Below are 26,957 nucleotides of genomic sequence, written 5' to 3'. Positions count from 1 at the left end.
GAATGGCGGAGTTCAGCGCGAGTGTTTTCCAGAACGAGTTCCTCTCGGACGGCGCCACCGACGTGCACGCCATCGTCACGGTGACCGCGGCCGGCACAGGGGTCGCCGGGTCCGACGGGGCCGCGGCCGAGATCATCATCGTGGACTGCTCCGGATCGATGACCGGCGAGAACATGACCGCCGCCAAGCGCGCCGCCGCCGTGGCCGTCGACCAGATCCTGGACGGCGCGTTCTTCGCCGTCGTGGCCGGATCCGAGCGCGCCGACCGAGCCTTCCCGTACCCCAACGCCACCGTCTCGATGGTCCGCATGGAGCCGGGGGCGCGCGCCGCGGCGAAGGAGGCGATCGGCTACCTCCAGGCCGACGGCGGCACCGCGATGGGCACCTGGCTGACCCTCGCCCGCCAGCTGTTCGCGACCGTCCCGGAGGCGACCCAGCGGCACGCGATCCTCCTCACCGACGGCAAGAACGAGCACGAGTCGCGGATGCAGCTGGACGCGGCGATCCGAGCGGCGTCGGGCGACTTCCAGTGCGACGTGCGCGGCGTCGGCTCCCGCTGGATCGTCGAGGAGGCGCGCACCATCGCGAGCGCCCTGCTGGGCACCGTGGGCCTGATCGCGAACCCGGCCGACATGGCCGCCGACTTCGAGTCGCTGATGCGGGCGTCGATGGGCCGGGGAGTCGCCAACGGCGAGCTCCGCGTCTGGACTCCGCAGGGCGCGCAGCTGCTCTTCGTCCGCCAGGTCGCGCCGAACCTCGAGGACCTCAGCTCCCGGCGGAACGCCGTGAACCCGCTCACCGGCGCCTACCCGACCGGCGCCTGGGGCGACGAGTCGCGGGAGTACCACGTGGCGGTCCGGGTCGCGTCGAAGCCCGTCGGCTCGGAGCAGCTCGCCGCGCGGGTGCAGCTCAGCGTGCGCGACGAGGTGGTCGCCTCCGCCCTGGTGAAGGCGCGCTGGACGGACGACTCCGCCCTGACCGCCCGCATCGACCCGGCCGTCGCGCACTACACGGGCCAGACCGAGCTCGCCTCGGCGATCCAGGACGGGCTCGCGGCCAAGGCCCGGGGCGACGAGGCGACCGCCACGGTCAAGCTCGGGCGAGCGGTGCAGCTCGCCTCCGTCACCGGGAACGACGAGGCGACCGCGAAGCTGCGGAAGGTCGTCGAGATCGACAACCCGAACGAGGGCACCGTGCGCCTCAAGCGCGGCGTGGACCGCCTCGACGAGATGGCGCTGGACACCGCGTCGACCAAGACCACGCGGGTGCGCAAGTGAGCTTCCGCTGCCCCGAGGGGCACACCTCGCAGTCCGGCGACTACTGCGACGTCTGCGGGGCGCCCATCGGTGCCGCTGCGGCCCCGTCGCCCGCTCCCGCCGCACCGACCACGGCGATCCCGACCGGCCCCTCGGTCTGCCCGCACTGCTCGTTCCCGAACGAGGCCGGCGCCCTGTTCTGCGAGAACTGCGGCTACGACTTCACGACCGGCTCCCTCCCCGAGGCCGATCCGTTCACCTCCTCCGGCGCCGTCCGCGCACCGGGCGAGGTCGGCGGCTCCGCGACGCCGTCGGGGGACCCGGCCCAGCACCTCGGCGAGGCGCCCGCGCCGCAGGCCGATCCCGCGGCTCCGACCGAGCTGGTCCCGGAGCAGGAGGCCGGCTTCGACACCCCCGTCGCGACCGCGCCGCCCGCCGCTCCGGCGACCGAGGTGATCCCGGAGGCCGCAGCACCGGAGGCGGCACCCGGCACCGCCGCACCGGAGGAGGAGGCCGCGTCCTCGCCGGCCACCGGGTCCGCCCGCCCCTCCACCCCCTCCGCGGGCCCGGATCGTCCGTGGATCGCCGAGCTCTGGGTCGACCCGGAGTGGTACGCCGAGCAGCGCGCCGACGATCCGATGCCCTCGCCCGGCCCGCCCGCCACGGTCGTCCTCCGCGAGCGCACCCTCCTCGTCGGCCGCCCGTCCGTCTCCCGCGGCATCTCGCCGCAGGTGGATTGCGGATCCGACTCCGGGGTCTCGCGGCGCCACTGCCAGCTGAGCACCGACGGCTACCGCTGGTGGGTCGAGGATCTGCAGTCGGCGAACGGCACCTACCTCGCGCCGGCCGGGGCGCCGCTCCCGCAGTCGCCGATCGCCGCCGGTCAGCGCCGCGAGGTCGAGGAGGGCGACCGGATCTACGTGGGCGCCTGGACCCGGATCGTGCTCCGTCCCGCGTTCCCCGGCGAGGCCTAGAGCCCCGCGCCCGGTCGATCAGCGACCGGCGAGCGCTCCGAGCATCCACGAGAGCGCCGCGATCGCGCCGACGCCCACGACGCTCGAGCCGATGATCACGGAGCGCCGGACCCGTGCCGCGCGCGAGTCCGAGGCGGTCGGCGCGGCCGCAGCCGACCCCGCCGCCATCCCGCCGCGGAGGCTGTGCGCGACCTCGTCGGCAGAGGGCCGCTGCGCCGGGTCCCGCTGCGTCATCGAGGTCAGCAGCGCTCGCCACTCCGCCGGCAGGGTGTCGGGCACGGAGGGGCTGCGGTGGAGGCGGGCGATCGCCGCCTCGAGGACGGTGCCCGAGTACTCGCGGCGACCGGTGATCGCCTCGAGGAGGACCAGGCCGAGGGAGAAGACGTCGCTCGCTCCGCTGATCGGCTCGCCCGCGACCTGCTCCGGGCTGACGAAGCTCGCGGTGCCGATGACGATGCCGTCGCTGGTGAGGCGGGAGCCGTCCATGAAGTGGGCCACGCCGAAGTCGGTGAGCTTGGCGGTGCGGGCGTAGCCGCTGGAGGCGACCTCGCTGACCAGGATGTTCGCGGGCTTCACATCGCGGTGCACGACGCCGCGCTCGTGCAGGTAGGCCAGGGCCTCGGCGAGCTGCGTGCCGATGGCGGCGACCTCGGCCGGAGGGAGGGGGCCCGCTTCGAGCCGCGCCTCCATCGTCGGGTCGGCCACCAGCTCCATCACGACGTAGCGTCGGATCTCGCCGCCGAAGTTGTGCAGGCCGGCGTCGAAGAGGTTCACGATGCCGGGGTGGGCGAAGGAGCTGAGCATCCGCACCTCGCGCTCCTGGCGGGCGACGTCCTCCGGGTTCGAGGCCTCGGCCCGGAACACCTTCACGGCGACGTCGCGCTGCACGCCCTCGTCGCGCGCCCGGTAGACCGAGCCCATCCCGCCCGAGCCGATCCGCTCGATGAGGTAGTAGCGCCCGGCGACCTTCTGCTTGGCGGCATTGGCGGCGACGGCACCCACGATGTCCCGCCTTCCGCTCGACCGGCGCACCCGAGGAGGAGGTCGCCTGCACAGACGGTATCGCGGGCCGCCGCCCCCCGGGAAGCGGCGAGGCGGGTCTTGACACCGGCCGACCCGGACGGGGGACGAATGGCCGCTCAGCGCACCGATACGGCCGGTGGTCGGTCCGATGCGCCGGTCGTCCGACAGCTGTCGGGCGTGGCGCCGGGCGTGCCCGGGTCGGCCGGGTCAGCGCAGGCCGCTGCGCGCGAAGCCCTGCACGAAGTAGCGCTGGAACACCAGGAACAGCACCACCATCGGCACGACGTTCACCAGGGCGAACGCCATGGTCGCTCCGTAGTCGCTGCCGAACTGCCCCTGGAGGAAGAGCAGGCCGATCGGGAGCGTGAACAGCGCGTTCTCCTTCAGGGCGATCAGCGGCCAGGCGAAGTCGTTCCAGGACCCGAGCAGCGACATGAAGAAGAGCACGGCGATGAGCGGCTTCGAGAGCGGGAGGACGACGGCCGTGAACACGCGGAAGTGTCCGGCGCCGTCGATCCGGGCCGCCTCGACGAGGTCCCGCGGGATCGCGAGGATGAACTGCCGCGCCAGGAACAGTCCGAACGCCGAGGCAGCCGTCGGCAGGATCACCGCCCAGTAGCTCCCGTAGAGCCCGAGGTCGGTGACGAGCCGGAACAGCGCCACCATGATCACCTGCACGGGCAGGGTGAGCGTCGACAGGGCCAGGAGGAAGAGCACTCCGGATCCGCGGAACCGCAGCTGCGCGAAGGCGTAGCCGCCGAGCAGGTTGATCGTCACGGTGATCAGTGCCGTGACCAGGCTGATCGCGAGGGAGTTGCCGAACCAGGTCGCCACCGGGAACGACGAGAACACGCGCTCGAAGTTGACCAGCGTCAGCTCGCGCGGCCAGAGGCGGAGGGTGCCGCCGAGCAGCTCGGACCGCGAGGAGAACGCGACGACGACCATCCAGTACAGCGGGAAGACGATGACCACCGAGACGCCCAGGGCGAGGGCGAGGCGGAGCAGGCGCGCCGTGCGCGAGGTGCGGATCATTCGACGAGGTCCCTCGAGCGGTTGGTGCGCCACTGCACCGCGGTGAAGATCATGGTCAGGATCAGCAGCACGATGCCGATGGCCGCGGCGTAGCCCTGGTCGCGGGTGACGAACCCTGTGTCGTAGGCGTAGGTCACCAGCACCGACGTCGCGTTCTGCGGCCCGCCGCCGGTCAGCACGAAGACGATGTCGAAAACCTGGAACGAGTAGATGACGTTGAGGATGAGCAGGAAGAACGACGACGGGCCGACCAGCGGCAGCGTCACGTGCCGGAACTGCTGCCACGCGTTCGCTCCGTCGAGCCGGGCCGCCTCGTAGAGCGCCGGGTTCACCCCCTGCAGCCCCGCCAGGTAGATCAGCATGTTGAAGCCGGTGCGCCACCACAGGGTGACGAGCACCACGGACGCGAAGGCCGCCGCTCCGCCGGACTGCCAGGCGATGCGGGGGAGGCCGATCGTCTGGAGCATGCCGTCGAGCACGCCGCTGTTCTCGTCGAAGATCAGCACGCCCATCAGCGCCGTCGCCACGCCGGAGACCGCCATCGGCAGGATGAGGATGCTGCGGAACACCGGCCGCGCGGGCAGCGCCGAGTTCATCAGCACCGCCGCGCCGAGGCCCAGTGCCATCGAGAGCGGGGTGACGATCAGGGTGAACAGCGCCGTGTTCAGCGTCGAGCGCCAGAAGAGGCCGTCGCCGAGCAGGCGCGCGTAGTTGTCGAGCCCGACGAAGACGCCGTCGCCGAAGCCGTTCGTGCGCTGGAAGCCGATGAGGAACGCGCCGCCCAGGGGGACGAACACGAACAGGCCGAGCATCAGCAGGTTCGGCGCGAGGAACGCGTAGGCGGCCGCCGTCTCGCGGGCGGGGGCGCGGGAGGTGCGCCGGGGGCGGGCGGTCACCGCCTCCGGCGCGAGGACCGACCGGCTCACTGCGTCGCGGCCGCGATGCCGGAGGTGAGGCCGGCGATGGTGTCCTCGGTGCTGCGCCCGCCGACGAAGGCCTGCTCCAGCTGCTCCTTGAGCACCGTGATGATCGCGGCCATGTCGGGCGAGGCGACCTGCGCCGAGTCGGACGCCTGGACGGTGCCCGCCTGGCCGAGGAACACCTCGGCGAGCTCGGGGCGCACGGCGAACTCGATGCCCGACTCCGTGAGGTCGCGGCGCGTGGGGAGGAGGGAGGCGCCGGCGCAGAAGTCGCGCATCGCCTCCTCCTCCGTCACGAACGCGAGGAAGGAGGCGGCCAGTTCCGGGTTCTTCGCGGCCTTGGTCGCGACGAGGGCGTTGCCGCCGAAGTCGCCGCCTCCGCGGACGTTGCGCGGGGAGTAGGTGGCGCCCCACTCGAAGTCGAGGGTGGAGTCGGCGTCGGGGATGAGGAACGCGCCGGCGAAGGTCATCGCGGTGGTCTGCGAGTACCAGAGGTCGCTGGCGTAGGTGGTCGCCTGCACCGAGCTGCTCGGCGGCACGAGGCCGTCGGTGAAGAAGCTGCGGCTGAAGTCGATCGCGGCGCGGCCGGCGGCGGAGTCGATCGCCGGACCCGACAGGTCCTCGGTGAGGAAGCGGCCGTCGGCCTGGAAGAGCAGGCTCAGCCAGCGCGTCACTCCGTTGCCCTGCCAGTTGTAGGCGAAGGGGTAGCGCTCGGCGGGGAGCGAGGCGCGCAGCTTCTGCCCGACCTCGGTGAACTCCTCCCAGGTCCACGCCTCCTCGGGCGAGGAGGGGAACGAGGTGATCCCGGCGTCGGCCAGCACCTGCGTGTTGTAGAGGATCAGTGAGGTGTCGGTGTGATGGGGGACTCCGAACGGGCTGCCGTTGCTCTGGACCGCGGCCCACGCCGCCTCTGTGAAGCGGTCGGCGACGTCGGAGTCGAGGTAGGACGAGAGGTCGAGGAGCTGGTCGCGCCCGGCGTAGCTGCCGAACGTGTAGTACGGGACCCGGAAGACGTCCGGCGGATTGCCCGCCTGCAGCTGCGCGTCGATGTTGGTGAACATCTGCTCGTACGGGACCGCGTTGAGGGTCACGGTGGCGCCGGCGTTCGCCGACTGGAACGCGTCGATCGCCCGCTGGAAGCCGGCCAGCTCGGCGTCGGTGCCCCAGGTGGTGAAGGTCAGGGTGTCGCTGCCGGCATCGGCGGCCGGGCCGGCCGGCGCGAAGCCGCAGCCCGCGAGCACCGGGACGGAGGCGGCCACTCCGAGCGCTCCGAGGAAGCGCCGGCGGTCCAGGACCGTCCGGCGCAGTGGCGAGAGGTCGACGGCGCCCGCCGGGAGCGCCTTGCTGTTCAGGCCCATGTCGGCCTCCTTCCGGGGGCCACGGCAGGCTCCCGCAGGGAGGGTATCTCCGCGGTAGCCGCGGATTCACTGCTGGACGGATCGGCCGTTCTATGAGAAGAGCGGCCGATCCGCGCCGGTCAGCCCCGGCGGCCGAGCATCCCCTCGAACGTGCCGTCGAGCGCCCACGGGTCGGGCGCGGAGCCCGAGCGGGAGGATCGGGCGGCCTGGTCGGCCAGCTCGCGTCCGGCGCGCTCGATCCGTCCGGGCAGGGCCCGGCCGTCCTCGGTGGCGCCGCCCCAGTCGTCCGTCGCCGCGAACACGGTGGTCGCCAGGGGCGCCGCGTGCAGGTAGGTGAAGAGCGGCCGCATCGCGTAGTCGACGGCCAGGGAGTGGCGGGGGGACCCGCCCGTGGCCGCCAGCAGCACGGGCAGGCCCCGCAGCGCCTCCGTGTCGAGCACGTCGACGAACGACTTGAAGAGCCCGCTGTAGCTGGTGGTGAAGATCGGCGTCACGGCGATCAGGCCGTCGGCACCGGCGACCGCGTCGAGCGCGGTCTGCAGCGCCGGGCTCGCGAAGCCGGTGAGGAGGTTGTTCGTGACGTCGTGCGCGAGGTCGCGCAGCTCGACGACGCTCCGCTCGACGGCGAAGCCCTGCTCGGCGAGGGAGGACTCGGCGGCGTCGGCCAGGCGGTCGGCGAGCAGCCGGGTCGAGGACGGCTGGCTGAGGCCGGCCGAGAGGACGGTGATCCTGCGGGTGTCCATGGAGAGCTCCTGACTAGACGGTGACGGGCTCGGCCGCGGGCTGCGCGTCGCGCGCGGCCACGAGGGAGGCGTGGGTGGGGGCGTCGGGGACGTGCGAGGGGCGGCCCTCGGCGAAGCCGGCGCGCAGGGCGGGAAGGATCTCGCCGAGCATGTCCATCTGCTCCAGGACGGTCTTCAGCGGGAGTCCCGCGTGGTCCATCAGGAAGAGCTGGCGCTGGTAGTCGCCGACGTACTCGCGGAAGCCGAGGGTGCGGTCGATGATCTGCTGCGGGGAGCCGACCGTGAGCGGGGTCTGCTCCGTGAAGTCCTCGAGCGAGGGGCCGTGGCCGTAGACGGGGGCGTTGTCGAAGTAGGGGCGGAACTGCGAGACCGCGTCCTGCGAGTTCCGCGACATGAAGATCTGGCCGCCGAGTCCGACGATCGCCTGGTCGGCGGTGCCGTGGCCGTAGTGCTCGAAGCGCTGGCGGTAGAGCTGCACCATCTTCTGGGTGTGCGAGGCGGGCCAGAAGATGTGGTTCGCGAAGAAGCCGTCACCGTAGTAGGCGGCCTGCTCGGCGATCTGCGGCGAGCGGATCGATCCGTGCCACACGAACGGCGCGACGCCGTCGAGGGGGCGCGGGGTCGACTGGAAGCCCTGGAGGGGAGTGCGGAACTGGCCCTCCCAGTCGACGAAGTCCTCCGTCCACAGGCGGTGCAGCAGATCGTAGTTCTCGATCGTCAGCTCGATGCCGCGGCGGATGTCCTTGCCGAACCACGGGTAGACGGGGCCGGTGTTGCCGCGGCCGAGCATCAGGTCGACACGGCCGCCGGCGAGGTGCTGGAGCATCGCGTAGTCCTCGGCGAGCTTCACCGGGTCGTTCGTGGTGATGAGCGCCATCGCGGTCGAGAGCTGCAGCTTCTCGGTCTTCGCGGCGAGGTAGCCGAGCGTGGTGGTGGGGGAGGAGGACCAGAACGGCGGGTTGTGGTGCTCGCCCAGGGCGAAGACGTCGAGGCCGATCTCCTCCGCCTTCAGTGCGATCGCGAGGGTCGCCTGGATCTTCTCGGACTCGGACGGGGTCCGTCCGGTCGTGGGGTCGGTCGTGATGTCGCTGACCGTGAAGATGCCGAACTGCATCAGGCGCTCCTTCTGTCCTCCGGCCCGGTGGGGCCTGGTCCATGCGTTTGCATGTACATCCTCATTCAACCACGTGCGGGCGGATCTATTCCCGAGGAGGGCGGGGCCTCCGCCGACCTGTCGGAGGAGGGCTCCGGTGCCGGGCCCGGACGTCGCCGACCCCCCGCTCGCCCTGCGGCCCCTCGAAACATCCCCGCAATACGCCCCGCACTAGAGTCGTGCCATGGGTGACCTCTTCGACGGATACGGGTCCCAGAAGGTCGAGCGGCCCCACACGGGCGCCACCCCCTGGGACGAGATGTTCGCCGACGTGGCGTCGACCGGAGGCCTCGACGGGGTCCGCGGCGCCTACCGCGACATCTACTCCTCGCTCGCGCGGATGACCCAGGAGGAGCTGCGCGGCCGCACCGACGCGCTCGCCTCCTCCTACCTCGCGCAGGGCGTCACGTTCGACTTCGCGGGGGAGGAGCGGCCGTTCCCCCTGGACGCCGTCCCCCGGGTGATCGAGCGCGCCGAGTGGAACGAGGTGCAGACCGGCATCAAGCAGCGGGTCCGTGCTCTCGAGGCCTTCCTCGCCGACGTCTACGGCCCGCAGAACGCCGTGGCCGACGGCGTCATCCCCGCCGGGCTGATCTCGAGCTCCAGCCACTTCCACCGGCAGGCCGCGGGGATCGTGCCCGCCAACGGCGTGCGGATCCAGGTGTCCGGGATCGACCTGATCCGCGACGAGGAGGGCGGCTGGCGGGTCCTCGAGGACAACGTCCGCGTGCCCTCCGGCGTCTCCTACGTGATCTCGAACCGCCGGGTGATGGCGCAGACGCTGCCCGAGCTGTTCGTCTCGATGCGGGTGCGCCCGGTCGGCGACTACCCGAACAAGCTGCTGCAGGCCCTGCGCGCCTCCGCCCCCGAGGGCGTCGACGACCCCACCGTGGTCGTGCTCACCCCGGGCGTCTACAACTCCGCCTACTTCGAGCACACCCTCCTCGCGCGCCTCATGGGCGTCGAGCTGGTCGAGGGCCGCGACCTGTTCTGCACGGGCGGCAAGGTGTTCATGCGCACCACCTCCGGCCCGACCCGGGTCGACGTGATCTACCGCCGCGTGGACGACGAGTTCCTCGATCCGCTGCAGTTCCGCGCCGACTCCATGCTCGGCTCGCCCGGTCTGATGCTCGCGGCCCGCCTCGGGAACGTCACGATCGCCAACGCGGTCGGCAACGGCGTCGCCGACGACAAGCTCGTCTACACCTACCTGCCCGACCTCATCCGCTACTACCTCTCGGAGGAGCCGGTGATCAAGAACGTCGACACGTGGCGCCTGGAGGACCCGGGAGCGCTCGAGGAGGTGCTCGACCGCCTCGACGAGCTCGTCGTGAAGCCGGTCGACGGCTCCGGCGGCAAGGGCCTGGTCGTCGGGCCGGCCGCCTCGGCGAAGGAGCTCGCGGAGCTGCGCTCCCGCCTCCAGGCCGATCCGCGCGGCTGGATCGCGCAGCCGGTCGTGCAGCTCTCCACCATCCCCACCCTCGTCGACGACGGGATGCGCCCCCGGCACGCCGACCTGCGGCCTTTCGCCGTGAACGACGGCACCGACGTCTGGGTGCTGCCCGGCGGCCTGACCCGCGTCGCGCTCCCGGAGGGGCAGCTCGTCGTCAACTCGTCGCAGGGCGGCGGATCGAAGGACACCTGGGTGGTCGGCCTCGAGGAGGCGCGCAGCGCCGAGCCCGAGGCGCGCGACATCCAGGCGCTGGTCGCCGAGCAGGCCGCGGTCACCAGCTCCATCCCGATCGTCTACCCGCTCAATCACACGCCCGACCACTCGCCGCAGGACGCGCCGAACACCGATCAGGACCAGCAGCAGCAGCAGACGCTCGCGGCGGGGGAGGACGACTGATGCTCTCCCGGATCGCCGAGTCGCTGTTCTGGATCGGCCGCTACATCGAGCGGTCCGACGGCACCGCCCGCATCCTCGACGTGCACCTCCAGCTCCTGCTCGAGGACCCGTGGATCGACGAGGACACGGCCTGCCGCTCGCTCCTGTCGGTGATGGGCTCGACCCCGCCCGACGACATGCGCGAGATCACCCGCGCCGACGTGCTGGCGATCCTCGCGATCGACCGCACGAACCCCGCCTCGATCGCCTACTCGCTGGGCGCGGCCCGCGAGAACGCCCGCCGCGCGCGCGAGATCGTCTCGACCGAGCTCTGGGAGTGCCTCAACACCACGCGCACCCGGATGCCGCGCCGCGTCTCGGGCGAGCGGGTCTCGGAGTTCTTCAGCTGGGTGCGCGAGCGCTCCGCCCTCGCCGTCGGCATCATCGAGTCGGCGACCTCGCGCGACGAGGCCTGGCAGTTCTTCACGCTCGGCCGCTCGATCGAGCGTGCCGACATGACCGCCCGCCTGCTCGCGACCCGCTCGCTGACCGAGGCGAGCGGCCCCTCCTGGACCACGATCCTCCGCTCCTGCGGCGCCTACGAGGCCTACCTGCGCACCTACCGGGGCGTGCCGAGCGCGCGGAACGCGGCCGAGTTCCTCCTCCTGGACCGGCTCTTCCCGCGCTCGATCCTCTTCTCGGTCTCGCGGGCGGAGATGTGCATGCGCGACATCGAGCCGCGCACCGGCCGCATCGGCCACTCCGGCGACGCCCAGCGCGTCCTCGGGCGGATCCGCAGCGAGCTGGAGTTCCGGCCGATCACCGACATCCTCGAGGACCTCCCGCGGCACATGGACAGCGTGCAGGAGGCGACCTCGGCCGCGTCCGAGGCGATCCGCCAGCGGTACTTCCCCACCAACGTCATGCCGAGCTGGATCGGGGAGGCGCTGTGAGCAGGCTGCGCATCAGGCACACCACGGGCTTCACCTACGCGGGGGACGTGGTCGCGTCCTACAACGAGGCGCGGATGCTCCCCGCCTCCTCCGACGGGCAGCTGGTGCTCTTCTCGAACCTCGACATCCGGCCGGTGACCTCGGTGCACGCCTACACCGACTACTGGGGCACCCGCGTCTCGTCGTTCGACGTGCTCGACGCCCACCGCGAGCTCTCGCTGACGGCGACCTCGCTCGTCGAGATCCGTCCGAAGCAGCACCCCGACCACCCGACCGGCTGGGAGCAGCTGTCCGAGCAGGTCGAGACGCGCACCGAGTACGTGGAGCAGTCGAAGCAGACCCACCGCACCGCGCCGCCGGAGGACCTCTCGGCGCTGGCCCGCTCGCTCGCCGACGAGGCGGCCGGCCCGTGCGAGGCCGCGCTCACGATCGCCGAGACGATCGGCCGGGCGATGACCTACCGGCAGGGCGTCACCGGCGTGCACTCCACCGCGACGGAGTCGTGGACCGCGCGCGAGGGCGTCTGCCAGGACATCACGCACATCGTCCTCGGGGCGCTGCGCTCGGTGGGCATCCCGGCGCGCTACGTCTCGGGCTACCTGCACCCCAAGCCGCACGCCGAGATCGGCGAGACCGTGGTGGGGGAGTCGCACGCCTGGGTCGAGTGGTTCTGCGGAGGAGCGTGGCGCGGCTACGACCCGACGAACCTGATCGACATCGGCGACCGCCACGTCATCGTCGGGCGCGGCCGCGACTACAACGACATCGCTCCGCTGCGGGGCGTCTTCGCCGGCCCGCGCTCGTCGAAGCTCTTCGTCCGCGTCGAGATCACCCGCGAGGCCTGAGGGCGGTCGGCGTCACCGATCGTAGACCTGGCGGCGGTGGCCGAGCGTCACGACCACGACGAGGAGCACGCCGTCGTCCACGGTGTAGACGATCCGGTAGTCGCCGACGCGGACGCGGAGTCCCGGCCGCCCCCGCAGAGCTGTGGCGTTGGGCGGTCGCGGATCCTCGCCGAGAAGCGCGATGACGCCCTGGATCCGCTTCCGGTCCCGCGGGTCGATCCCCCGGAGGGCCTCGACCGCCGCGGGCCGGAGCTCGATGCGGTAGCCGGTCATTCCCAGCCGAGGTCGGCCTTGGCCTGGGTCCAGGGGATGTCGTCGCCCTCCTCGGCCATCGCGGCGTCGAAGGCCTGGACGTCCTCGACCTCCTCGAGGGCGTCCATCATCCGCTCGTACTGCTCGGGACTGATGACGACGGCCTCCGCTCGCCCGCGCCGTTCGACGAAGACGGCCTCGGTGTGGGATCGCTCGACCACGTCGGAGAAGTTCGCGCGCGCATCCGTGACGGAGATGGTGACCATGCGGCAACTGTACGTTCTTCGTGGCCGTCTGTACAGATCCGGACGCTGCCAGGCGCGTCCGGACGCTGTCAGGCGCGCGGGCGCAGCAGGGGGACTCCGCCGGTGGCGGGCACGGCCTCCGGCTCGGGGGCCGCGAGCCGGGCGGCGCGGCGCAGGCGGAGGTGGAAGGCGAGGCCGACGGCGGCCGCCGCGATTCCGGCGGCGGCGCCGACCAGCATCGCCTGGCGCGGGCCGTAGGCGTTCGCGACCCAGCCGATCAGCGGTGCGCCGATCGGGGTGCCGCCGACGAAGATCGCCATGTACAGCGCCATCACCCGGCCGCGCATCTCGGGGGCGGTCGAGAGCTGCACGTAGCCGTTGGCCGAGGTCATCAGCGTCTGCGCCGCGATGCCGACGAAGGGGAGCAGGATCGCGAACGCCCACACCGTCGGCATGACGCCGGCCAGAGCGAGCGCGACGCCGAACGCGGCGGAGGCGCCGACGATGAGCCGGAGTCGCGGGCGGTCGCGGCGAGCCGAGAGGAGCGCCCCCAGCACCGAGCCGACGGCGATGGCGGAGGAGAGCAGGCCGAACTCGCTCGCCCCCATGTCGAACTCCACCGTCGCCATCGTCGAGGCGAAGATCGGGAAGTTCAGGCCGAAGGTGCCGATCAGGAACACGATCGCGAGCACCACGAGGATGTCCGGCCGCTTCGACACGTAGCGGAAGCCCTCCAGCAGCGCGCCCGGGCCCCGGGTGGCGCGCGGGGCGCTGCGGAGCTGGTCGCGGTGCAGGGCTCGCAGCGAGAGCAGGACGGCGAGGAAGCTCGCGGCGTTGAGGAGGAAGACCCAGCCGGAGCCGACCGCGGCGATGAGCACGCCCGCGAGGGCCGGTCCGATCATCCGCGCCGAGTTGAAGGAGGCCGAGTTCAGCGAGACGGCGTTGGTGAGGTCGCGCTCCTCGACCAGCGCGGAGACGAAGGTCTGGCGCACGGGCGCGTCGATCGCTGCGGCGAAGCCGAGCAGCAGGGCGAAGAGGTAGACCATCCAGAGCTGGACGACCCCGGTCACGACGATGAGCCCCAGGCCGAGCCCGAGCGCGCCCATCGCGCCCTGGGTGGCCATCAGGAGCCTGCGTCGGTCGAAGCGGTCGGCGATGAAGCCGGAGAAGGGGACCATCACGAGCTGCGGTCCGAACTGCAGCGCCATGGTCACGCCGAGCGCCGTCGCGTCGTGGTCGGTCAGATCGTTGATCACGATCCAGTCCTGGGCCGTGCGCTGCATCCAGGTGCCGACGTTCGAGACCATCGCACCCGCGAACCAGATGCGGTAGTTCGGCACGGCGAGGGAGCGGAACATCGCGCTCATCGGTCGGCCACCGCGCGCAGGACCGCCGCCGCGTCGTGGAGCAGGCGCAGGTCCTCGGGAGGGAGCTCCTGCAGGCGCGCCACCAGCCAGGCGTCGCGGCTGCGGCGCACGTCGAGGACCAGCGCGGTGCCCGCCCCGGTGGGGCGGATGCGGGTGACGCGGCCGTCGGCGGGGTCGGCGAGTCGCTCCACGAGTCCCTCGTCGACCAGGCAGCCGACCGTGCGGGTCATCGAGGGCGGGCGGACCCGCTCCGCCTCGGCCAGCTCGCCGAGGGTCTTCGCGCCCTCGCGGTGCAGGAGCGCGAGCACGCTGAACTGCGGGTCGCTGAGCTCGTGCTGGGCCTTCTCCTGCCGCAGCCGCCGCCCGAGCCGGCCGACCGCTGCCCGCACCTCGCCCGCGAGGGACGTCAGCGGAAGGTCGGTCTGCGGGGTCTCGGTCGATGGCACATAGTTAGCCTAACAAAAGAACTGCCGCTCAGACGGAGGTCCGTGCGGTCCGCACCGCCCCGATGCTCGCGGCGACCACGAGCGCGATCCCGACGGCCTCGACGGCGCTGAGGCGCTGGCCGAGCACGAGGAAGCCCGAGAGCGCGGCCGCCCCGGGGGAGAGGGACATCAGGATCGAGAACGTGGACGACCGCAGGCGCCGCAGCGCCAGCAGCTCGAGCGCGTAGGGCACCGCGGAGGAGAGCACCGCGACGGCGAGCCCGAGCAGCAGCACCGGAGGCACCACCAGGGCGGGCCCGGCGGAGACGAGGCCGAACGGCAGCGAGACGATCGCGCCGGCCGCCAGCGCCAGCGCGAGCCCGTCGATCCCCTGGAACCGCCCGCCGGTGCGGCCGGCGAAGACGATGTACGCGGCCCAGAGCACCGCGGCCCCCAGTGCGAAGCCGACGCCGACCGGGTCCAGCGCCGAGAACCCGCCCTGCGACAGGGTCACCACTCCGGCCAGCGCGAGCACCGCCCAGACCAGGCTCAGCACGCTCCTCCCGGCGATCACCGAGAGCGCCAGCGGCCCGAGCACCTCGAGCGTCACGGCGGCGCCCTGCGGGATCCGGGCGATGGCCTCGTAATAGCAGGCGTTCATCCCGCCGAGGGCGAGACCGTAGGCGACGACGGTGGCCCAGTCGCTCCGGCTGTGACCGCGCAGCCGCGGACGGCAGACCAGGAGCAGCACGACGGCCGAGAACACCAGCCGGAGCGTGACGGTGCCGATCGGCCCCGCGGCGGGGAAGAGCAGCACGGCGAAGGAGGCGCCCAGCTGCACGCTCGCGACCGACCCGAGCACCAGGCCGATCGAGCCCGCGCTCGCCGGGCGCCGCTCCGGAGCGGCCGCTGCGCTCAGCTGGAGCGCCGCTGGGTCTGGACGGGCGGGACGTTGTAGCCGAGCAGGCCGACGCCGGTCGCGTCCCACCGCAGCGTGGTCAGCGAGACGTTGTCGACCACGGGGAAGGTGTGCCGGTAGGTCTCGGGGTTGATGCCGAGGTAGGCGCACAGCAGGAGGCGGATGAGCGTGCCGTGCGCGACGACGAGCACGCGGCCGTCGGGGTGCTCGCGGTGGATGCGGGCGAGCGAGGTGTTCGCGCGGGCGACGGCGTCGAGGCCGGACTCGCCGCCGGGCATCGGCTGGATGGCCGGAGCCGCGACCCACGCGTGGTACTCGTCCGGGAAGCGCTTCTCCATCTCGTCGGTGGTCAGCCCCTCGCCGCGGCCGAAGTCGACCTCGACCAGTGCCGGGTCGGGCTGCAGCTCGAGATGGGCCGCCCGCGCGGCGGGCACGGCGGTGCGCACGGCGCGGACCAGCGTGGAGGAGTACACCGCCTCGAGGTCGGCGTCGACGGCCCAGGCGGCCAGAGTCGCCGCCTGGTCCTGGCCCCGGGGGGTCAGCGCGATGTTGGAGGAGCCCGCGAAGCGGTTCTCGGAGTGCCAGACAGTCTCTCCGTGCCGGGCGAGGATCAGGGTCGTCACCCCCTGAGCCTACCGACCGTGCGGGCCCGCGGGCCCCGCGCTCAGGCGGCGGGGACGCCGTAGTGCGCGTCGACCATCACCGGGAGGTGGTCCGAGACGCCCTGGGGCAGTGTGGAGACCCGCTCGATCCGCACGGAGTCGCTGATCGCGAAGTCGAAGTGGCCGCTGAAGTAGCGGTAGCGCGCGTAGGTCGGGGAGTCGCTCCGCGAGACCAGGTAGCCGTTGCGGGTCATCCGGCGGTCGAGTCCGCGGAAGAACCACGGGTAGTTGTAGTCGCCGACCATCAGGGAGGGGGTGTCCGGCGCGTACTCGCGCAGCCGGTTCAGCGCCTCGTCGATCTGCTTGCGGCGCAGGGCGTTGCCGGCCGACAGCGGGGCGGCGTGGAAGGAGGAGACCGCGATCGACCCGCCGTCGCGGTCGTCGAGGCGGACGGCCAGCAGGCGCTCGTGAGCGGGCGACATCACGCGGTCGTGCATGGACTTGCTGAGCTCGAACGCGGCACTGCCGGAGAGCTCGAAGCGGTCCTGCGAGTAGTAGACGGCGAGGCCCAGGCGGTTGCGGGCCGTGACCGATGCGAGCCGGAGCGAGCCCACCTCCTGCGGCAGCTTGGTGGTGTCGCACTCCTGCAGGCAGAGGACGTCGATGTCGTGACGGGCGGCGAGGGGGGCGATCTCGGCGTGCGCTCGGTGCTCCCGGAGGTTGTAGGAGATCACGCGGAGGGCGCGTTCGGTCGGCTGCATTTCGCCAGTGTAGGGCGCGCCGCCCGAGCGCCGGCCGACCCTCGGGCGAACACGGAGGGACCTCCTCGGAACACGGCCGGAACGTTCGCCGACCGGCCCGAGGAGGTCCCTCGCGCGGCGTCGTCAGTGCTGCTCGGTGCCCGACGCGTCGGTCTCGGCGTCGGTGCCGTGGACGCCGTCGGTGGGGCCCCAGTCGGGCAGCGGGGGGTTCTGCTCCTCGCCGTCGGCGCCGACTCCGTCGGCCAGGGGGGAGGCCGCGCCGCCGACCTCGTCGAGGCCCGCGGAGGTGCCGGTCTCGGTGGCGGGGTCGGGCGTGCGCGCGCCGTCGGTCGTGTCGGTGGGGGTGGGCTCGATGTCGTAGTCGGAGCTGCTCATGTCCCGACGCTACGACTCCCGCGCCCGCGGGGGCACCCCCTTGCGCTCGCCCGGACGTCGAGAGCCCCCCGCACCAGCAGGGTGCGAGGGGCCGGCGCCGACGACGAAGGCCCCCCGCACCGGGAGGGTGCGAGGGGCCTTCGAGGGCGAGTGCTCAGCGCCCGTAGGCGGAGGCGGCGGGGCAGTCGAACGGGTCGCCGCCGGCCGACAGGCCGACCTTGTTGAGGTAGCGGACGACGATCGCGTACGACTCCATCAGCGAGGTCTCGGTGTAGGGGATCTGGTGGGTGGTGCAGTACTCCTTGGCGATGACCTGCGCGCGGCGCAGCGCCGGGCGGGGCATGTTCGGGAACAGGTGGTGCTCGACCTGGTAGTTGAGGCCGCCCATGTAGATGTCGGTGAGCCAGGTGCTGCGGATGCTGCGCGAGGTGAGGACCTGGCGGCTCAGGAAGTCGACGCGCGCCTCCTTGGGCAGCAGCGGCATGCCCTTGTGGTTCGGTGCGAAGGACGCGCCCATGTAGAGGCCGAACACGCCGAGCTGGACGCCGACGAACGCGAACGCCATGCCGAGCGGGAGGGCCCAGAAGACGACGGCGAGGTAGAGGCCGACGCGGGTGACGAGCATCGAGATCTCGACCCAGCGCTTGTCGACCTTGCCCTTGCCGAACACGGTGCGGAAGCCGTGCAGGTGCAGGTTGAGGCCCTCGAGCAGGAGGAGCGGGAAGAAGGCGTAGCCCTGACGACGGGTCAGCCACGCGTACACACCGCGCGAGCGGGCCGCGTCCTCGGAGGTGAAGGAGATGACGTCGCGGGCGATGTCGGGGTCCTTGCCGAGCACGTTCGGGTTCGCGTGGTGACGGCTGTGCTTGTTCATCCACCACGAGTAGCTGATGCCGACCACCAGGTTGGCGAGCGTCCGGCCGGCGACGTCGTTCGCCTTGCCCGACTCGAAGACCTGGCGGTGCGAGGCCTCGTGGGCGAGGAACGCGAACTGCGTGAGAACGATGCCGAGAGCGGCCGCGATCAGGAGCTGGAACCAGGAGTCGCCCAGCAGGACGAATCCGGTGACGATGCCGCCGAGCGCGAGCACGAGGGCTCCGAACATCGTGTAGTAGAAGCCCGTGCGGCGACGCAGGAGACCCGCGTCGCGGACGGTGTTCAGCAGGCCCGAGTACTCGCTGGTGGGGTTCGGGCGGCCCTCGGTGCGAGGGCGGGTGCGGACGACGCGGGGGCTCGTTCCGCCGGAGGGGACAGGGGTCGTTGTGGGGGTGCTCATCGGCGCCTCGCTCTGGGTGGTGGTCGTCGGCGTCGACGGCCTCTCGGCGAGCGATCCCGGTGGACGCGGTCCGCTCATGGTTCACCGCGTCGGTAGGGGCCGGACGCGGCATGGGCGGCCGGTGTCAGGGGCTGCGTAGTCAGAGCCTAGGGGGCACAGCTGCCGCCCGCATCCGGACGATTGCCAGTCTTCCGAGGAGGAAGGGGGTGGTGCATCGGCGAGGGCACCCGGTCGGCTCCTCGGACAGGAGCCGACCGGAGCGCCCCGCCGGCTCAGGAGCCGATCGAGTCCTGCGGGCGGCCGGACTTGAGCGCGGCGAGGCGCGCCTCCACCTCGGTCATCTCCCCGAGGTCCTCGAGCGACTCGAACTGCGCGTCGAGGCTCGAGGAGGCGAGCTCCTCCGCACCGCGGACGCGGGCCTCCTCGCGGCGGATCTTCTGCTCGAAGCGGCTCACCTCGCTGGTCGGGTCCATCAGGTCGATGCTCTTCACGGCGTCCTGGACCTGGCTCTGCGCCTCGACGGTCTTCGAGCGGGCGATCAGCTCGTCGCGCTTGCTCGAGAGCTGCTGCAGCTTCTCGCGCATCTGGTTCAGACCCGACTTGAGCTTGTCGACGACCTCGGTCTGCGAGGCGATGGTCGGCTCGGCGTCCTTCGCCTCCTTCTCCGACTGGATCTGGCGCTGCAGTGCGACCTTGGCCAGCGCGTCGAACTTGTCGGCGTCGCCGGCGCTCCCGGAGGTGCGCAGCTCGTCGGCCTTGCGGCTCGCGGCGAGCGCCTTGCCGCCCCACTCCTGGGCGTTCTGCACGTCCTCGCGGTAGTCGTCCTCGAGCAGGCGCAGGTTGCCGATCGTGGTGGCGATCGCCGCCTCGGCGTCGCGGATGCTGTCGGTGTAGTCGCGGACCATCTGGTCGAGCATCTTCTGCGGATCCTCGGCCTGGTCGAGGAGCGAGTTGATGTTGGCCTTCGCGAGCTGCGCGATGCGGCCGAAGATCGACTGTCTCTGAGCCATGGGTGTCTCTCCTTGCGTCGTGGGTGGTGCCGGATGTCGGAGGTTGTGCCGGAGTCGTGGGGGAGGTGGTTATCGGGTCGTCGGCCGTGCGTGCGCGACGGGGCGCTCAGAAGCGCCCGCCGCCGCCGCGGCGTCCGCCCCCGCCGCTGCTGCGCCCGCCGCCGAAGCCGCCGCCGCCGGAGCGCCGGGACGAGCCGCCGCCGCCGAAGCCGCCGCTGAACCCGCCGCCGCCGAAGCCGCCCGAGCGGTAGCCGCCGCGGCGTCCGCCTCCCAGGAGCGATTCGACCAGGATCCCGCCGAGGAACGCTCCGGTCGTGTCTCCTCCGTAAGGGCTGCCGACGGCGTTCGGGGCGGAGTAGGAGCCGGCGTCGGCCCGCGCCCGCTCGAGCGCCTGCTGGGCGAGCTGCGAGGCGCGCTGGGCGGAGGCGAGAGCCTCGCGGGGGTCGGTGGCGGCGATGCGCTCGGCGTACTCGGCCGAGCGGGCGGCCTCGGCGACGCGGGTGCGCGCCTCCGAGCCGACCGCGCCGCGGCGGGCCGCGATGAAGTCCTCGGCGGCCGAGACGCGGCTGCGGGCGGAGGTGAGCTCGGCGCCGAGGGCGGCCCGCTCGCGCTCGCGCTGGGCCTGCGCGTCGCGGAACCCGCCGACGGCGGCGTCGATCGTGGCGTCGGCGGCGGTGAGCGCCTCGAGCAGGGCGAGCGGGTCGTTCGGACGCACGGCGGCGGCGCGCTCCACGTCGTCGAGGGCGGCCTCGGTCGAGGCCACCGCTGCGGCGACGTTCTGCGCCTGCGCGGCGGACTCCGCGTCCCGGGAGGCGGCGAGCGCTCGTCCCTGCGCCACGTCGGCGCGGATCTCGGCGATGCGGCCGGCGAGGGACGCCTCCGCCTTCTGCAGCTCGTCGCCCCGCGTGGCCACCGCGTCGACGAGGCCGGAGGCCTGCTCGGCCGCCTGCTGCCCCGCGCGCAGCAGCACGGCGGCGCGGCCGGAGTCGCCGGCCTGCAGCGCCTGCTGGGCGCCCGCGAGCTGGTCGCGGGTGAAGCGGAGACGGTCCTCGGCCTGGTCGGCGTCGTCGGCCACGTCGTCGATCGCGGTCGGCGCGTAGCGGGCGGCGAGCTCGGCGAGTCGGGCGCGGGCCGAGGGGAGGCGGTCGCCGACCTCGGCGGCGCGGGCCGTGAGCGCGGCGGCGACCTGCGGGGCGTTCTTCTCGAGGTCGCGCAGCTCCTCGAACGCGCTCGCGCGCTCGTCGAGCGTCTTCTCGGCGTCGGCGCAGAGCTGGAGGATGCGCTGGTAGCCGTCGCGGCGCTCCTGATCGGTCTCAGGCTCGGCGTCGTCGAGGCGCTGCTGCAGGCTGAAGGCCTCGCCGAGCAGGCGCTTCGCGGTGACGAGCGCCTCGCGGAACGCGCCGGTCGCGTCGGCGCCGAACTGCGCCTCCGCGAAGCCGACCTCCTGCTCGCTGGTGCGGACGGCGTCGTCGGCGTGGACGAGGGCCGACCCGGCGCGGGTGGCGAGCTCGTCGATCGAGGCCTCCACCGCCTCCTGGGCTCGGCGCCTCCGCGCGCGGCGGACGAGCAGCAGCACGACGAGGCCGATCACGACGAGGGCCGCGAGCACGCCGAGCGCGACCAGCAGCCCCGAGCCGAGGGACTCGCCGGCGCTGGGCGTGTCGAGGCGCTGCCCGATCCCGTTCGCGGCGGCCACCGCGGCTCCGGCCCAGTCGCCGTCGGCGAGCCTCGGCTCGATGTCGTCCGACTGGAGCGAGGAGACCTGCGCGTCGTCGAGGGCGAAGCCCTGCGCGACCGACACCTGGTACTGGCGGGCGTCGACTGCGACGGCCAGGAGGACGTCGTCGGTGCCCAGGCCGTTGCGGGTCGCGGTCTCGTCCGCCCACGCGGCGCGGTCGGACGGATCCGTGAAGGAGTCGACGAAGGCGACGAACAGCTGCACGCGGTGCTGGTCGTAGAGGGCCCGCGAGGCCTGCTCGATCTCGGCGGTCTCTCCGGAGCTGAGCACGCCGACCGAGTCGAGGACGGTGGAGGAGGAGAAGGAGACCGGCGACTCGGCCGTCGCCGCGGTCGCCGGGACCAGCGCGAGGACCGCGGCGATCAGGAGGGCCGCGAGCGCCGGCAGCAGCCGGGAGCTCGCGGGGTGGTGGGGTCTCGCCGGCATCGCGCACACTCCTTCGTCGTCGCCTCCCGAGTGTAGACAGCCCGGGTGTCCGGGTGCGGGTCGGGAGACGGCAGGCCGTCGACCGCGTGCCGGGGGTGCGCGGGGTGGGAGATCGCCGGGAGGAGGAATGACCGCGCGCCGTTCGCGGTTCCCGCTCGGAGTGCGCCGCAGGTGCACGTGCCTCCCCCCTCAGGTCAGCACCTGGGACAGCTCCGTAGAAAGGCGATCCCGTGGATCCGTTCTCCCCCCTCACCGCCGGCGACCTCGACCTCCCCAACCGCATCGTCCTGGCGCCGATGACGCGCCTGCGCTCCGACGAGCAGGGCGTCCCCGGCGCGATCGTCGCCGAGTACTACGCCCAGCGCGCGAGCATGGGCCTGCTGATCAGCGAGGGCGTCTTCCCCAGCGCCGAGTCGAAGGGCTACGCCGGGCAGCCCGGCATCGAGACGGACGCGCAGGCCGCGGGCTGGCGCACGGTCGCCGACGCCGTGCACGCCGCGGGCGGACGGATCGTCATGCAGATCATGAACGCGGGCCGCGTCTCGCACACCGAGATCACCGGGACCGATCGCATCGTCGCGCCGAGTGCCGTCGCCATCGACGGAGAGGTGCACACCCCCTCCGGCAAGAAGCCGTTCCCGGTCCCGCACGCCCTCACCACCGAGGAGCTGGCGACCGTGCGCGACGAGTTCGTCGCCGCTGCCCGCCGCGCGGTCGACGCCGGCTTCGACGGCGTCGAGGTGCACGGGGCCAACGGCTACCTGCTGCACGAGTTCCTCTCGCCGGTCTCCAACGTGCGCACCGACCAGTACGGCGGGACCCCGGCCGAGCGCGCCGCCTTCCCGCTCGAGGTGACCCGCGCGATCGCGGACGAGATCGGCGCCGGACGCGTGGGCATCCGACTCTCGCCGGCGCACAACATCCAGGACGTCGTCGAGACCGACGCCGACGACGTGCGCGCCACCTACGAGGCCGTTGTCGACGGGCTCGCCCCGCTCGGGCTCGCCTACCTCAGCGTCCTGCACGCCGAGCCGGCCGGCGAGCTGGTCCAGGACCTCCGCTCGCGCTTCGACGGCGTCTTCATCGCCAACAGCGGCTTCGGCTCGCCGACCAGCCGCGAGGAGGCGACCGAGCTGATCAGCGAGGGCCACGCCGACGCCGTGGCCGTCGGTCGCCCGGCGATCGCCAACCCCGACCTGGTCGAGCGCTGGCAGGGCGGGCACCCCGAGAACGAGGTCGTCCAGGAGACGGTCTACGGCGGAGGAGCCGAGGGATACACCGACTACGAGCCCCTCTCGGCGTAGTCGCCGCAGACGCGGAAGGCCCGCTCCCTCGAGGGGGAGCGGGCCTTCCGCGTACCGGGGGCGATCAGCTCGCGCTGCCCCGGCTCTTCAGCTCGGACTCGATCTCGGCGTCCTGCTCGGGGGAGAGCTCGTGGTCCTCGTCCTCCGGGCCGGCCGTCTCGCCGACGCGCCCCTCGCCGAGCGCGTGGATCGAGGTGATCTCGTCGCCGAGCGCCGGGTCGCGGTCGTTCCCGCTCACGAGCCGGTCTCGATCTCCCCGGCGGAGACGGCCTCGGCGTACTTGCGGAGGTCCGGGCCGGGCTCGAAGTCGATGAAGCGGTCCTTGAGGCGCGCGTTCAGCTCGGCGAACACGTCCTCCCAGGGCTCGCCCTTCTTGCTCGTCGCGAGGTCGAGCACCGCCTCGCGGAGGACCCTGTCCGAGTCCTCGAGGATCTTGTCGCGGGCTTCGTCGTTCCAGCGGATGTCCTGTGCGTCCATGCTCCGACCGTAGGCGCGCGGCCGGAGCACCCCAAGGACTTGCGGGCGGGGGGCGGGAGGCGTAGGAGCCCCGCCGACCCTCGCTCAGGAGAGGGCCGGCAGCACCTCGCGCTCGAACAGCTCGATGCCGGACCGGTCGTAGGCGGCGTCGGGGAAGTAGAGGATGCCGTAGTCCATCCCGCGTGACTGCATGTCGGCGAGCCGGTCGAGGATCTGCGCCGGAGTGCCGACCCCGAGCGCGTCGGGGCTGCGGTACTCGGCGACGAAGGACGCAGCTCCCGCCTCACCGAGGTACGGGACCACGCGCTCCTCGAGGCGCTGCAGCGCCGCCTCGACCTCCGCCTCCGTCTCGCCGATCACGACGTTGTAGTTCGAGCTCCGGGTGATCGCCGAGAAGTCGGTGCCCAGGCGCTCGCAGTGCCCGCGGAGGACCGAGCTCTTGTGGTCGAACGCCTCCGGGGTCCCGGCGAAGTTGGTGTACTGCGCGTACTGGGCCGCGATCCGCAGCGTGACCTTCTCACCGCCGCCGGCGACCCACAGCGGGATGCCGCCCTCCTGCAGGGGCAGCGGACGGTTCTGCGCCCCGTCCACCTGGTAGTACTTCCCGTCGAGGGTCGCGGACCCGGTCGTCCAGGCCTGCTGCAGGATCTGCACGCCCTCGTCGAGCCTGCCCAGCCGCTCGGCGATCGGCGGGAAGCCGTAGCCGTACGCGCGCCACTCGTGCTCGTACCAGCCGCCGCCGATGCCCATCTCGACCCGTCCACCCGAGACGATGTCGACGGTCGTCGCGACCTTGGCGAGGTAGGCGGGGTTCCGGTAGCCCATGCAGGTGCACATCTGGCCCAGCCGGACCCGGGAGGTGGTGGCGCCGAACGCGCTCATCAGCGTCCACGCCTCGTGCGTCGCCTCCTCCGTCACCTGCGGGACGGTGTGGAAGTGGTCGTAGACCCAGATCGACTCCCAGGCGCCCTCGTCGGCGTGCCGGGCGAGATCGCTCATGGTACGCCACTGGTCGGCGGCCGGGACGCCGACGAGGTCGTGGCGCCAGCCCTGGGGGATGAAGAGTCCGAATCGCATGCCGCCGACCCTAGGGCGGCCCGCCCCCCGAGGTCGAGGGGGTCGCGGTGCTCGCGTACGCTTCCGACCGATGCTGACCTTCACAGAGGATCTCGGACTCCCCGTCCTCGCGCTGATGATCCTCGCCGCCTTCGCGGCCGGCTGGATCGACGCGGTCGTGGGCGGCGGCGGCCTCCTCCAGCTCCCCGCCCTGCTCCTCGTGCCCGGGATCTCGCCCGTGCAGGCGCTCGCCACGAACAAGCTGGCCTCGGTCTTCGGCACGACCACCAGCGCGATCACCTACTACCGGCGCGCGAAGCCCGATCTGCGCACCGCGCTGCCGATGGCGGCGGTCGCCCTCGCGGGCAGCTACGGAGGCGCGACGCTCGCCGGTCTCCTCCCGGCCGCGGTGTTCAAGCCGATCATCGTCGTCGCGCTGATCGTGGTCGCCGTGGTGACGATCGCGCGCCCGGCGCTGGGCAGCGTCACGGTGCTCAAGCACGCGGGCCGGCGCCACCTCGTCACGGCGGCCGTGCTGGGACTCCTGATCGGCTTCTACGACGGCCTGATCGGACCGGGCACCGGCACCTTCCTGATCATCGCCCTGATCACCGCGCTGGGCTACGACTTCCTCCTCGCCAGCGCCAAGGCGAAGATCGTCAACGTCGCCACCAACCTCGGCGCACTGCTCTACTTCGTGCCGGGAGGCCACGTGATCTGGCTGCTGGGCCTGCTGATGGGCGCCGCCAACGTGGCGGGCGCCTACCTCGGCTCGCGCATGGCCGTCGCCCGCGGCAGCCGCTTCATCCGCGTCGCGTTCCTCGTCGTGGTCGGCGCCCTCATCCTCAAGGTCGGCTCCGACGTCTGGACCGAGAACCTGGCGCCGCTGCTGAGCTAGCGCGGCTTGCGGAATCGGGCCGCGGAACGAGGACGGGACCCCCGCCGCGGCAGGGGTCCCGTCCTCGTTCCGATGAGCTCGGCGCTCCGGCGCTCGAGGCCTAGCCGAAGGGGATCGAGCCGACCAGCACGCCGACGACGAGCATGACCAGCGAGACGACCACCGCGCGCCACAGCACCTTGCGGTGGTGGTCGCCGAGGTTCACCGCGGCGAGGGAGACGAGCAGGAGGATCGCCGGGACCAGCGGGCTCTGGAGGTGCACCGGCTGCCCGGTGATGGAGGCGCGGGCCATCTCGACCGGCGAGACGCCGTAGTTCGCCGCGCTCTCGGAGAGCACGGGGAGGATGCCGTAGTAGAACGCGTCGTTCGACATGAAGAAGGTCATCGGGATGCTGAGCACGCCGGTGATCACGGCGAGGAACGGGCCGAGCGCCGGCGGGATCACCGCGACGACCCACTCCGCCATGGCGTCGACCATGCCGGTGCCGTTGAGGACGCCGATCAGCACGCCGGCCGCCAGCACCATCGACACGACGCCCACGATGCTCGGCGCGTGCTTGACGATCTCGGCCGCCTGGTCCTTCATCTTCGGGAAGTTGATCAGGAGGGCGACCGCGGAGCCGACCATGAACACGTAGGCCAGCGGCAGGACGTCGGCGACCAGCAGCGTCATCACCGCGAGGGTCAGGACCAGGTTCACCCAGATCAGCTTCGGGCGCAGCGTCTCGCGCTCGGGGTCGAGCATCGTGTCGGCCATCGCGGTGTCGGCGTCGTCGGCCTGCACACGGGCGGCGACGGCCACCTGGGCTCCGCGCAGGGCCTGAGGGCCGCGGAGGAAGGAGAAGCGCTCCCGGGCGACGGTGCGGATGCCCCCGGTCAGCGCCGCGAGGCCGCCGGTGCGGGCGCCGCCGGAGCGGGAGGAGGAGCCGCGGCCGGCGCCGACGAGCTCCTGCTCGAGCATCGGCTCAGCCAGCGCGAGCGAGCCGAGGCGGCGGCGCTCGCCGAGCCCGAGGAACCAGGCGAAGACGAGGGTGACGGCCAGGCCCACCGCGAGCGAGGGGAGCATCGGCACGAAGATCTCGCTCGGCGAGACCTGGAGGGCCGCCGCGGCGCGCACGGTCGGTCCGCCCCAGGGGACGATGTTGAGCGTGCCGTTGGCCAGGCCTGCGACGCAGGTCAGCACGACCGGGTTCATTCCCAGGCGCAGGTAGATCGGGAGCATCGCGGCGGTGGTGACGATGAAGGTGGTCGAGCCGTCGCCGTCGAGCGAGACCGCGCCGGCGAGCAGCGCCGTGCCGAGCACGACCTTCGCCGGGTCGTCGCCGAGCGCGCGGACGATGAAGCGGATCAGCGGGTCGAAGAGCCCGACGTCGATCATGATCCCGAAGTACATGATCGCGAACATCAGCAGCGCGGCCGTGGGCGCGAGGCTGCCGATCGCCTCGAGGACCATGTCGCCGATGCCGAGGCCGGCGCCCGCGAAGAGGCCGAAGATCGTCGGCACGACGATCAGCGCGACCATCGGCGTCAGCCGCTTGGTCATGATCAGGGCCATGAAGGCCAGGATCATCGTGAAACCGAGTACTACCAACACAGCTGACTCCTTCGTCCAGTGCCTCCGCCCGCGCTCGGCGGGAGAGCCGGCCGGGAGATGCTGGAAACCCTAGGCATCCCCGCGACCGGCGCCGGGGTATCGCTCATTACGGCGACATCTGCGCATAGTGTGGCTTCTGCGCATTCT

28 protein-coding genes are annotated in these 26,957 nt (G+C 72.4%); 7 read left to right on the top strand and 21 right to left on the bottom strand.

Annotated elements, in window-relative coordinates; all coding sequences use genetic code 11:
* Nucleotides 1–2: 2 nt before the first annotated feature.
* Together GSU45_RS13160 and GSU45_RS13155 are read left to right on the top strand one after the other, a co-directional pair.
* Nucleotides 3–1,277 (top strand): VWA domain-containing protein, encoded by a 1,275-nt coding sequence (locus GSU45_RS13160; protein WP_159915518.1) that lies wholly within the window; start codon nucleotides 3–5, stop codon nucleotides 1,275–1,277.
* Entirely contained in the window at nucleotides 1,274–2,230 is a 957-nt protein-coding gene (locus GSU45_RS13155; protein WP_159915516.1) for an FHA domain-containing protein, read from the top strand. Before GSU45_RS13160 ends, GSU45_RS13155 begins: the two co-directional genes overlap by 4 nt.
* Nucleotides 2,231–2,248: 18 nt before the next feature.
* On the opposite strand, the gene GSU45_RS13150 is transcribed toward GSU45_RS13155, so the two are convergent.
* The 6 genes from GSU45_RS13150 to GSU45_RS13125 all read right to left on the bottom strand — a co-directional run bounded on the left by GSU45_RS13150 (nucleotide 2,249) and on the right by GSU45_RS13125 (nucleotide 8,420).
* Nucleotides 2,249–3,232, bottom strand: coding sequence for a serine/threonine-protein kinase (locus GSU45_RS13150; RefSeq protein WP_159915514.1), 984 nt, complete (start codon nucleotides 3,230–3,232; stop codon nucleotides 2,249–2,251).
* 228 nt (nucleotides 3,233–3,460) lie between these two features.
* Entirely contained in the window at nucleotides 3,461–4,285 is an 825-nt protein-coding gene (locus tag GSU45_RS13145; RefSeq protein ID WP_159915512.1) for a carbohydrate ABC transporter permease, read from the bottom strand.
* Nucleotides 4,282–5,181, bottom strand: coding sequence for a sugar ABC transporter permease (locus GSU45_RS13140; protein ID WP_244248117.1), 900 nt, complete (start codon nucleotides 5,179–5,181; stop codon nucleotides 4,282–4,284). The genes GSU45_RS13145 and GSU45_RS13140 overlap by 4 nt, the downstream gene beginning before the upstream one ends.
* Nucleotides 5,182–5,207: 26 nt before the next feature.
* Nucleotides 5,208–6,563, bottom strand: coding sequence for a sugar ABC transporter substrate-binding protein (locus tag GSU45_RS13135; RefSeq protein ID WP_159915510.1), 1,356 nt, complete (start codon nucleotides 6,561–6,563; stop codon nucleotides 5,208–5,210).
* 119 nt (nucleotides 6,564–6,682) lie between these two features.
* Entirely contained in the window at nucleotides 6,683–7,306 is a 624-nt protein-coding gene (locus GSU45_RS13130; RefSeq protein WP_159915508.1) for an FMN reductase, read from the bottom strand.
* Nucleotides 7,307–7,319: 13 nt separating this feature from the next.
* Nucleotides 7,320–8,420, bottom strand: a complete 1,101-nt coding sequence (locus tag GSU45_RS13125) for an LLM class flavin-dependent oxidoreductase (RefSeq protein WP_159915506.1) — start codon at nucleotides 8,418–8,420, stop codon at nucleotides 7,320–7,322.
* A gap of 223 nt (nucleotides 8,421–8,643) precedes the next feature.
* On the opposite strand from GSU45_RS13125, the gene GSU45_RS13120 reads away from it, so the two are divergent.
* From GSU45_RS13120 to GSU45_RS13110, 3 genes are read left to right on the top strand one after another with little or no spacing between them, the layout of a single operon-like run.
* Entirely contained in the window at nucleotides 8,644–10,308 is a 1,665-nt protein-coding gene (locus GSU45_RS13120; protein WP_159915504.1) for a circularly permuted type 2 ATP-grasp protein, read from the top strand.
* Complete coding sequence (locus GSU45_RS13115) at nucleotides 10,308–11,240, top strand: alpha-E domain-containing protein (protein WP_104276890.1); 933 nt, start codon at nucleotides 10,308–10,310, stop codon at nucleotides 11,238–11,240. The genes GSU45_RS13120 and GSU45_RS13115 overlap by 1 nt, the downstream gene beginning before the upstream one ends.
* Nucleotides 11,237–12,085, top strand: coding sequence for a transglutaminase family protein (locus GSU45_RS13110; protein ID WP_159915502.1), 849 nt, complete (start codon nucleotides 11,237–11,239; stop codon nucleotides 12,083–12,085). Before GSU45_RS13115 ends, GSU45_RS13110 begins: the two co-directional genes overlap by 4 nt.
* Nucleotides 12,086–12,097: 12 nt before the next feature.
* On the opposite strand, the gene GSU45_RS13105 is transcribed toward GSU45_RS13110, so the two are convergent.
* The 11 genes from GSU45_RS13105 to GSU45_RS13055 form a co-directional block, all read right to left on the bottom strand.
* Complete coding sequence (locus tag GSU45_RS13105) at nucleotides 12,098–12,358, bottom strand: type II toxin-antitoxin system RelE/ParE family toxin (RefSeq protein WP_159915500.1); 261 nt, start codon at nucleotides 12,356–12,358, stop codon at nucleotides 12,098–12,100.
* Complete coding sequence (locus GSU45_RS13100; protein WP_159915498.1) at nucleotides 12,355–12,603, bottom strand: type II toxin-antitoxin system Phd/YefM family antitoxin; 249 nt, start codon at nucleotides 12,601–12,603, stop codon at nucleotides 12,355–12,357. Before GSU45_RS13100 ends, GSU45_RS13105 begins: the two co-directional genes overlap by 4 nt.
* 68 nt (nucleotides 12,604–12,671) lie before the next feature.
* Nucleotides 12,672–13,949 carry an MFS transporter gene (locus GSU45_RS13095; protein WP_159915496.1) on the bottom strand — a complete coding sequence of 426 codons (1,278 nt, stop codon included), beginning with the start codon at nucleotides 13,947–13,949 and terminating at the stop codon, nucleotides 12,672–12,674.
* Nucleotides 13,946–14,395, bottom strand: coding sequence for a MarR family transcriptional regulator (locus GSU45_RS13090; RefSeq protein ID WP_244248116.1), 450 nt, complete (start codon nucleotides 14,393–14,395; stop codon nucleotides 13,946–13,948). Before GSU45_RS13090 ends, GSU45_RS13095 begins: the two co-directional genes overlap by 4 nt.
* Nucleotides 14,396–14,423: 28 nt before the next feature.
* Complete coding sequence (locus GSU45_RS13085; protein WP_244248115.1) at nucleotides 14,424–15,236, bottom strand: EamA family transporter; 813 nt, start codon at nucleotides 15,234–15,236, stop codon at nucleotides 14,424–14,426.
* 53 nt (nucleotides 15,237–15,289) lie between these two features.
* Nucleotides 15,290–15,916, bottom strand: coding sequence for a histidine phosphatase family protein (locus GSU45_RS13080; protein WP_159915494.1), 627 nt, complete (start codon nucleotides 15,914–15,916; stop codon nucleotides 15,290–15,292).
* A 41-nt stretch (nucleotides 15,917–15,957) separates the two neighbouring features.
* Complete coding sequence (locus GSU45_RS13075; protein ID WP_104223855.1) at nucleotides 15,958–16,656, bottom strand: endonuclease/exonuclease/phosphatase family protein; 699 nt, start codon at nucleotides 16,654–16,656, stop codon at nucleotides 15,958–15,960.
* A gap of 123 nt (nucleotides 16,657–16,779) precedes the next feature.
* Nucleotides 16,780–17,031: a hypothetical protein gene (locus tag GSU45_RS13070; RefSeq protein ID WP_104246865.1), complete on the bottom strand. Its 252-nt coding sequence runs from the start codon at nucleotides 17,029–17,031 to the stop codon at nucleotides 16,780–16,782.
* Nucleotides 17,032–17,185: 154 nt separating this feature from the next.
* Complete coding sequence (locus tag GSU45_RS13065) at nucleotides 17,186–18,307, bottom strand: acyl-CoA desaturase (protein WP_159915492.1); 1,122 nt, start codon at nucleotides 18,305–18,307, stop codon at nucleotides 17,186–17,188.
* A 272-nt stretch (nucleotides 18,308–18,579) separates the two neighbouring features.
* Nucleotides 18,580–19,317, bottom strand: a complete 738-nt coding sequence (locus tag GSU45_RS13060; RefSeq protein ID WP_159915490.1) for a PspA/IM30 family protein — start codon at nucleotides 19,315–19,317, stop codon at nucleotides 18,580–18,582.
* Nucleotides 19,318–19,423: 106 nt separating this feature from the next.
* The gene (locus GSU45_RS13055) at nucleotides 19,424–21,481 is read right to left on the bottom strand and encodes a TPM domain-containing protein (RefSeq protein WP_159915488.1); all 2,058 of its coding nucleotides are present in this window, start codon (nucleotides 21,479–21,481) and stop codon (nucleotides 19,424–19,426) included.
* Between the two features lie 230 nt (nucleotides 21,482–21,711).
* On the opposite strand from GSU45_RS13055, the gene GSU45_RS13050 reads away from it, so the two are divergent.
* Nucleotides 21,712–22,785, top strand: coding sequence for an alkene reductase (locus GSU45_RS13050; RefSeq protein ID WP_159915486.1), 1,074 nt, complete (start codon nucleotides 21,712–21,714; stop codon nucleotides 22,783–22,785).
* Nucleotides 22,786–22,849: 64 nt separating this feature from the next.
* Here GSU45_RS13050 and GSU45_RS13045 read toward each other — a convergent pair whose 3' ends face one another.
* The 3 genes from GSU45_RS13045 to GSU45_RS13035 form a co-directional block, all read right to left on the bottom strand.
* Nucleotides 22,850–23,023, bottom strand: a complete 174-nt coding sequence (locus tag GSU45_RS13045; protein WP_159915484.1) for a hypothetical protein — start codon at nucleotides 23,021–23,023, stop codon at nucleotides 22,850–22,852.
* Nucleotides 23,020–23,262, bottom strand: a complete 243-nt coding sequence (locus GSU45_RS13040; RefSeq protein ID WP_068251275.1) for a hypothetical protein — start codon at nucleotides 23,260–23,262, stop codon at nucleotides 23,020–23,022. Before GSU45_RS13040 ends, GSU45_RS13045 begins: the two co-directional genes overlap by 4 nt.
* Before the next feature lie 84 nt (nucleotides 23,263–23,346).
* Nucleotides 23,347–24,339, bottom strand: coding sequence for an LLM class F420-dependent oxidoreductase (locus GSU45_RS13035; protein WP_159915482.1), 993 nt, complete (start codon nucleotides 24,337–24,339; stop codon nucleotides 23,347–23,349).
* Nucleotides 24,340–24,409: 70 nt separating this feature from the next.
* Between GSU45_RS13035 and GSU45_RS13030 the strand changes: the two genes are divergently transcribed.
* On the top strand, nucleotides 24,410–25,216 hold the full coding sequence (locus GSU45_RS13030) for a TSUP family transporter (RefSeq protein WP_159915480.1): 807 nt from the start codon (nucleotides 24,410–24,412) through the stop codon (nucleotides 25,214–25,216).
* Between the two features lie 100 nt (nucleotides 25,217–25,316).
* Here GSU45_RS13030 and GSU45_RS13025 read toward each other — a convergent pair whose 3' ends face one another.
* Nucleotides 25,317–26,786, bottom strand: coding sequence for an SLC13 family permease (locus tag GSU45_RS13025; RefSeq protein ID WP_159917118.1), 1,470 nt, complete (start codon nucleotides 26,784–26,786; stop codon nucleotides 25,317–25,319).
* Nucleotides 26,787–26,957: the final 171 nt, after the last annotated feature.

The organism is Rathayibacter sp. VKM Ac-2801, assembly GCF_009834245.1.
GTDB lineage: Bacteria > Actinomycetota > Actinomycetes > Actinomycetales > Microbacteriaceae > Rathayibacter.
Note: the sequence above shows the minus strand (reverse complement) of the source record. Positions and strands in the feature narration are given on the sequence as shown.

Bases quoted from the DNA above. Each gene is read 5' to 3' on its own strand.
- GSU45_RS13030 (WP_159915480.1), top strand. From the start codon at position 24,410: ATGCTGACCTTCACAGAGGATCTCGGACTCCCCGTCCTCGCGCTGATG.
- GSU45_RS13025 (WP_159917118.1), bottom strand. From the start codon at position 26,786: ATGATCCTGGCCTTCATGGCCCTGATCATGACCAAGCGGCTGACGCCG.
- GSU45_RS13035 (WP_159915482.1), bottom strand. From the start codon at position 24,339: ATGCGATTCGGACTCTTCATCCCCCAGGGCTGGCGCCACGACCTCGTC.
- GSU45_RS13060 (WP_159915490.1), bottom strand. From the start codon at position 19,317: ATGGCTCAGAGACAGTCGATCTTCGGCCGCATCGCGCAGCTCGCGAAG.
- GSU45_RS13075 (WP_104223855.1), bottom strand. From the start codon at position 16,656: ATGCAGCCGACCGAACGCGCCCTCCGCGTGATCTCCTACAACCTCCGG.
- GSU45_RS13130 (WP_159915508.1), bottom strand. From the start codon at position 7,306: ATGGACACCCGCAGGATCACCGTCCTCTCGGCCGGCCTCAGCCAGCCG.
- GSU45_RS13065 (WP_159915492.1), bottom strand. From the start codon at position 18,307: ATGAGCACCCCCACAACGACCCCTGTCCCCTCCGGCGGAACGAGCCCC.
- GSU45_RS13115 (WP_104276890.1), top strand. From the start codon at position 10,308: ATGCTCTCCCGGATCGCCGAGTCGCTGTTCTGGATCGGCCGCTACATC.
- GSU45_RS13105 (WP_159915500.1), bottom strand. From the start codon at position 12,358: ATGACCGGCTACCGCATCGAGCTCCGGCCCGCGGCGGTCGAGGCCCTC.
- GSU45_RS13100 (WP_159915498.1), bottom strand. From the start codon at position 12,603: ATGGTCACCATCTCCGTCACGGATGCGCGCGCGAACTTCTCCGACGTG.
- GSU45_RS13125 (WP_159915506.1), bottom strand. From the start codon at position 8,420: ATGCAGTTCGGCATCTTCACGGTCAGCGACATCACGACCGACCCCACG.
- GSU45_RS13120 (WP_159915504.1), top strand. From the start codon at position 8,644: ATGGGTGACCTCTTCGACGGATACGGGTCCCAGAAGGTCGAGCGGCCC.
- GSU45_RS13145 (WP_159915512.1), bottom strand. From the start codon at position 4,285: ATGATCCGCACCTCGCGCACGGCGCGCCTGCTCCGCCTCGCCCTCGCC.
- GSU45_RS13135 (WP_159915510.1), bottom strand. From the start codon at position 6,563: ATGGGCCTGAACAGCAAGGCGCTCCCGGCGGGCGCCGTCGACCTCTCG.
- GSU45_RS13040 (WP_068251275.1), bottom strand. From the start codon at position 23,262: ATGGACGCACAGGACATCCGCTGGAACGACGAAGCCCGCGACAAGATC.
- GSU45_RS13070 (WP_104246865.1), bottom strand. From the start codon at position 17,031: ATGAGCAGCTCCGACTACGACATCGAGCCCACCCCCACCGACACGACC.
- GSU45_RS13160 (WP_159915518.1), top strand. From the start codon at position 3: ATGGCGGAGTTCAGCGCGAGTGTTTTCCAGAACGAGTTCCTCTCGGAC.
- GSU45_RS13055 (WP_159915488.1), bottom strand. From the start codon at position 21,481: ATGCCGGCGAGACCCCACCACCCCGCGAGCTCCCGGCTGCTGCCGGCG.
- GSU45_RS13095 (WP_159915496.1), bottom strand. From the start codon at position 13,949: ATGAGCGCGATGTTCCGCTCCCTCGCCGTGCCGAACTACCGCATCTGG.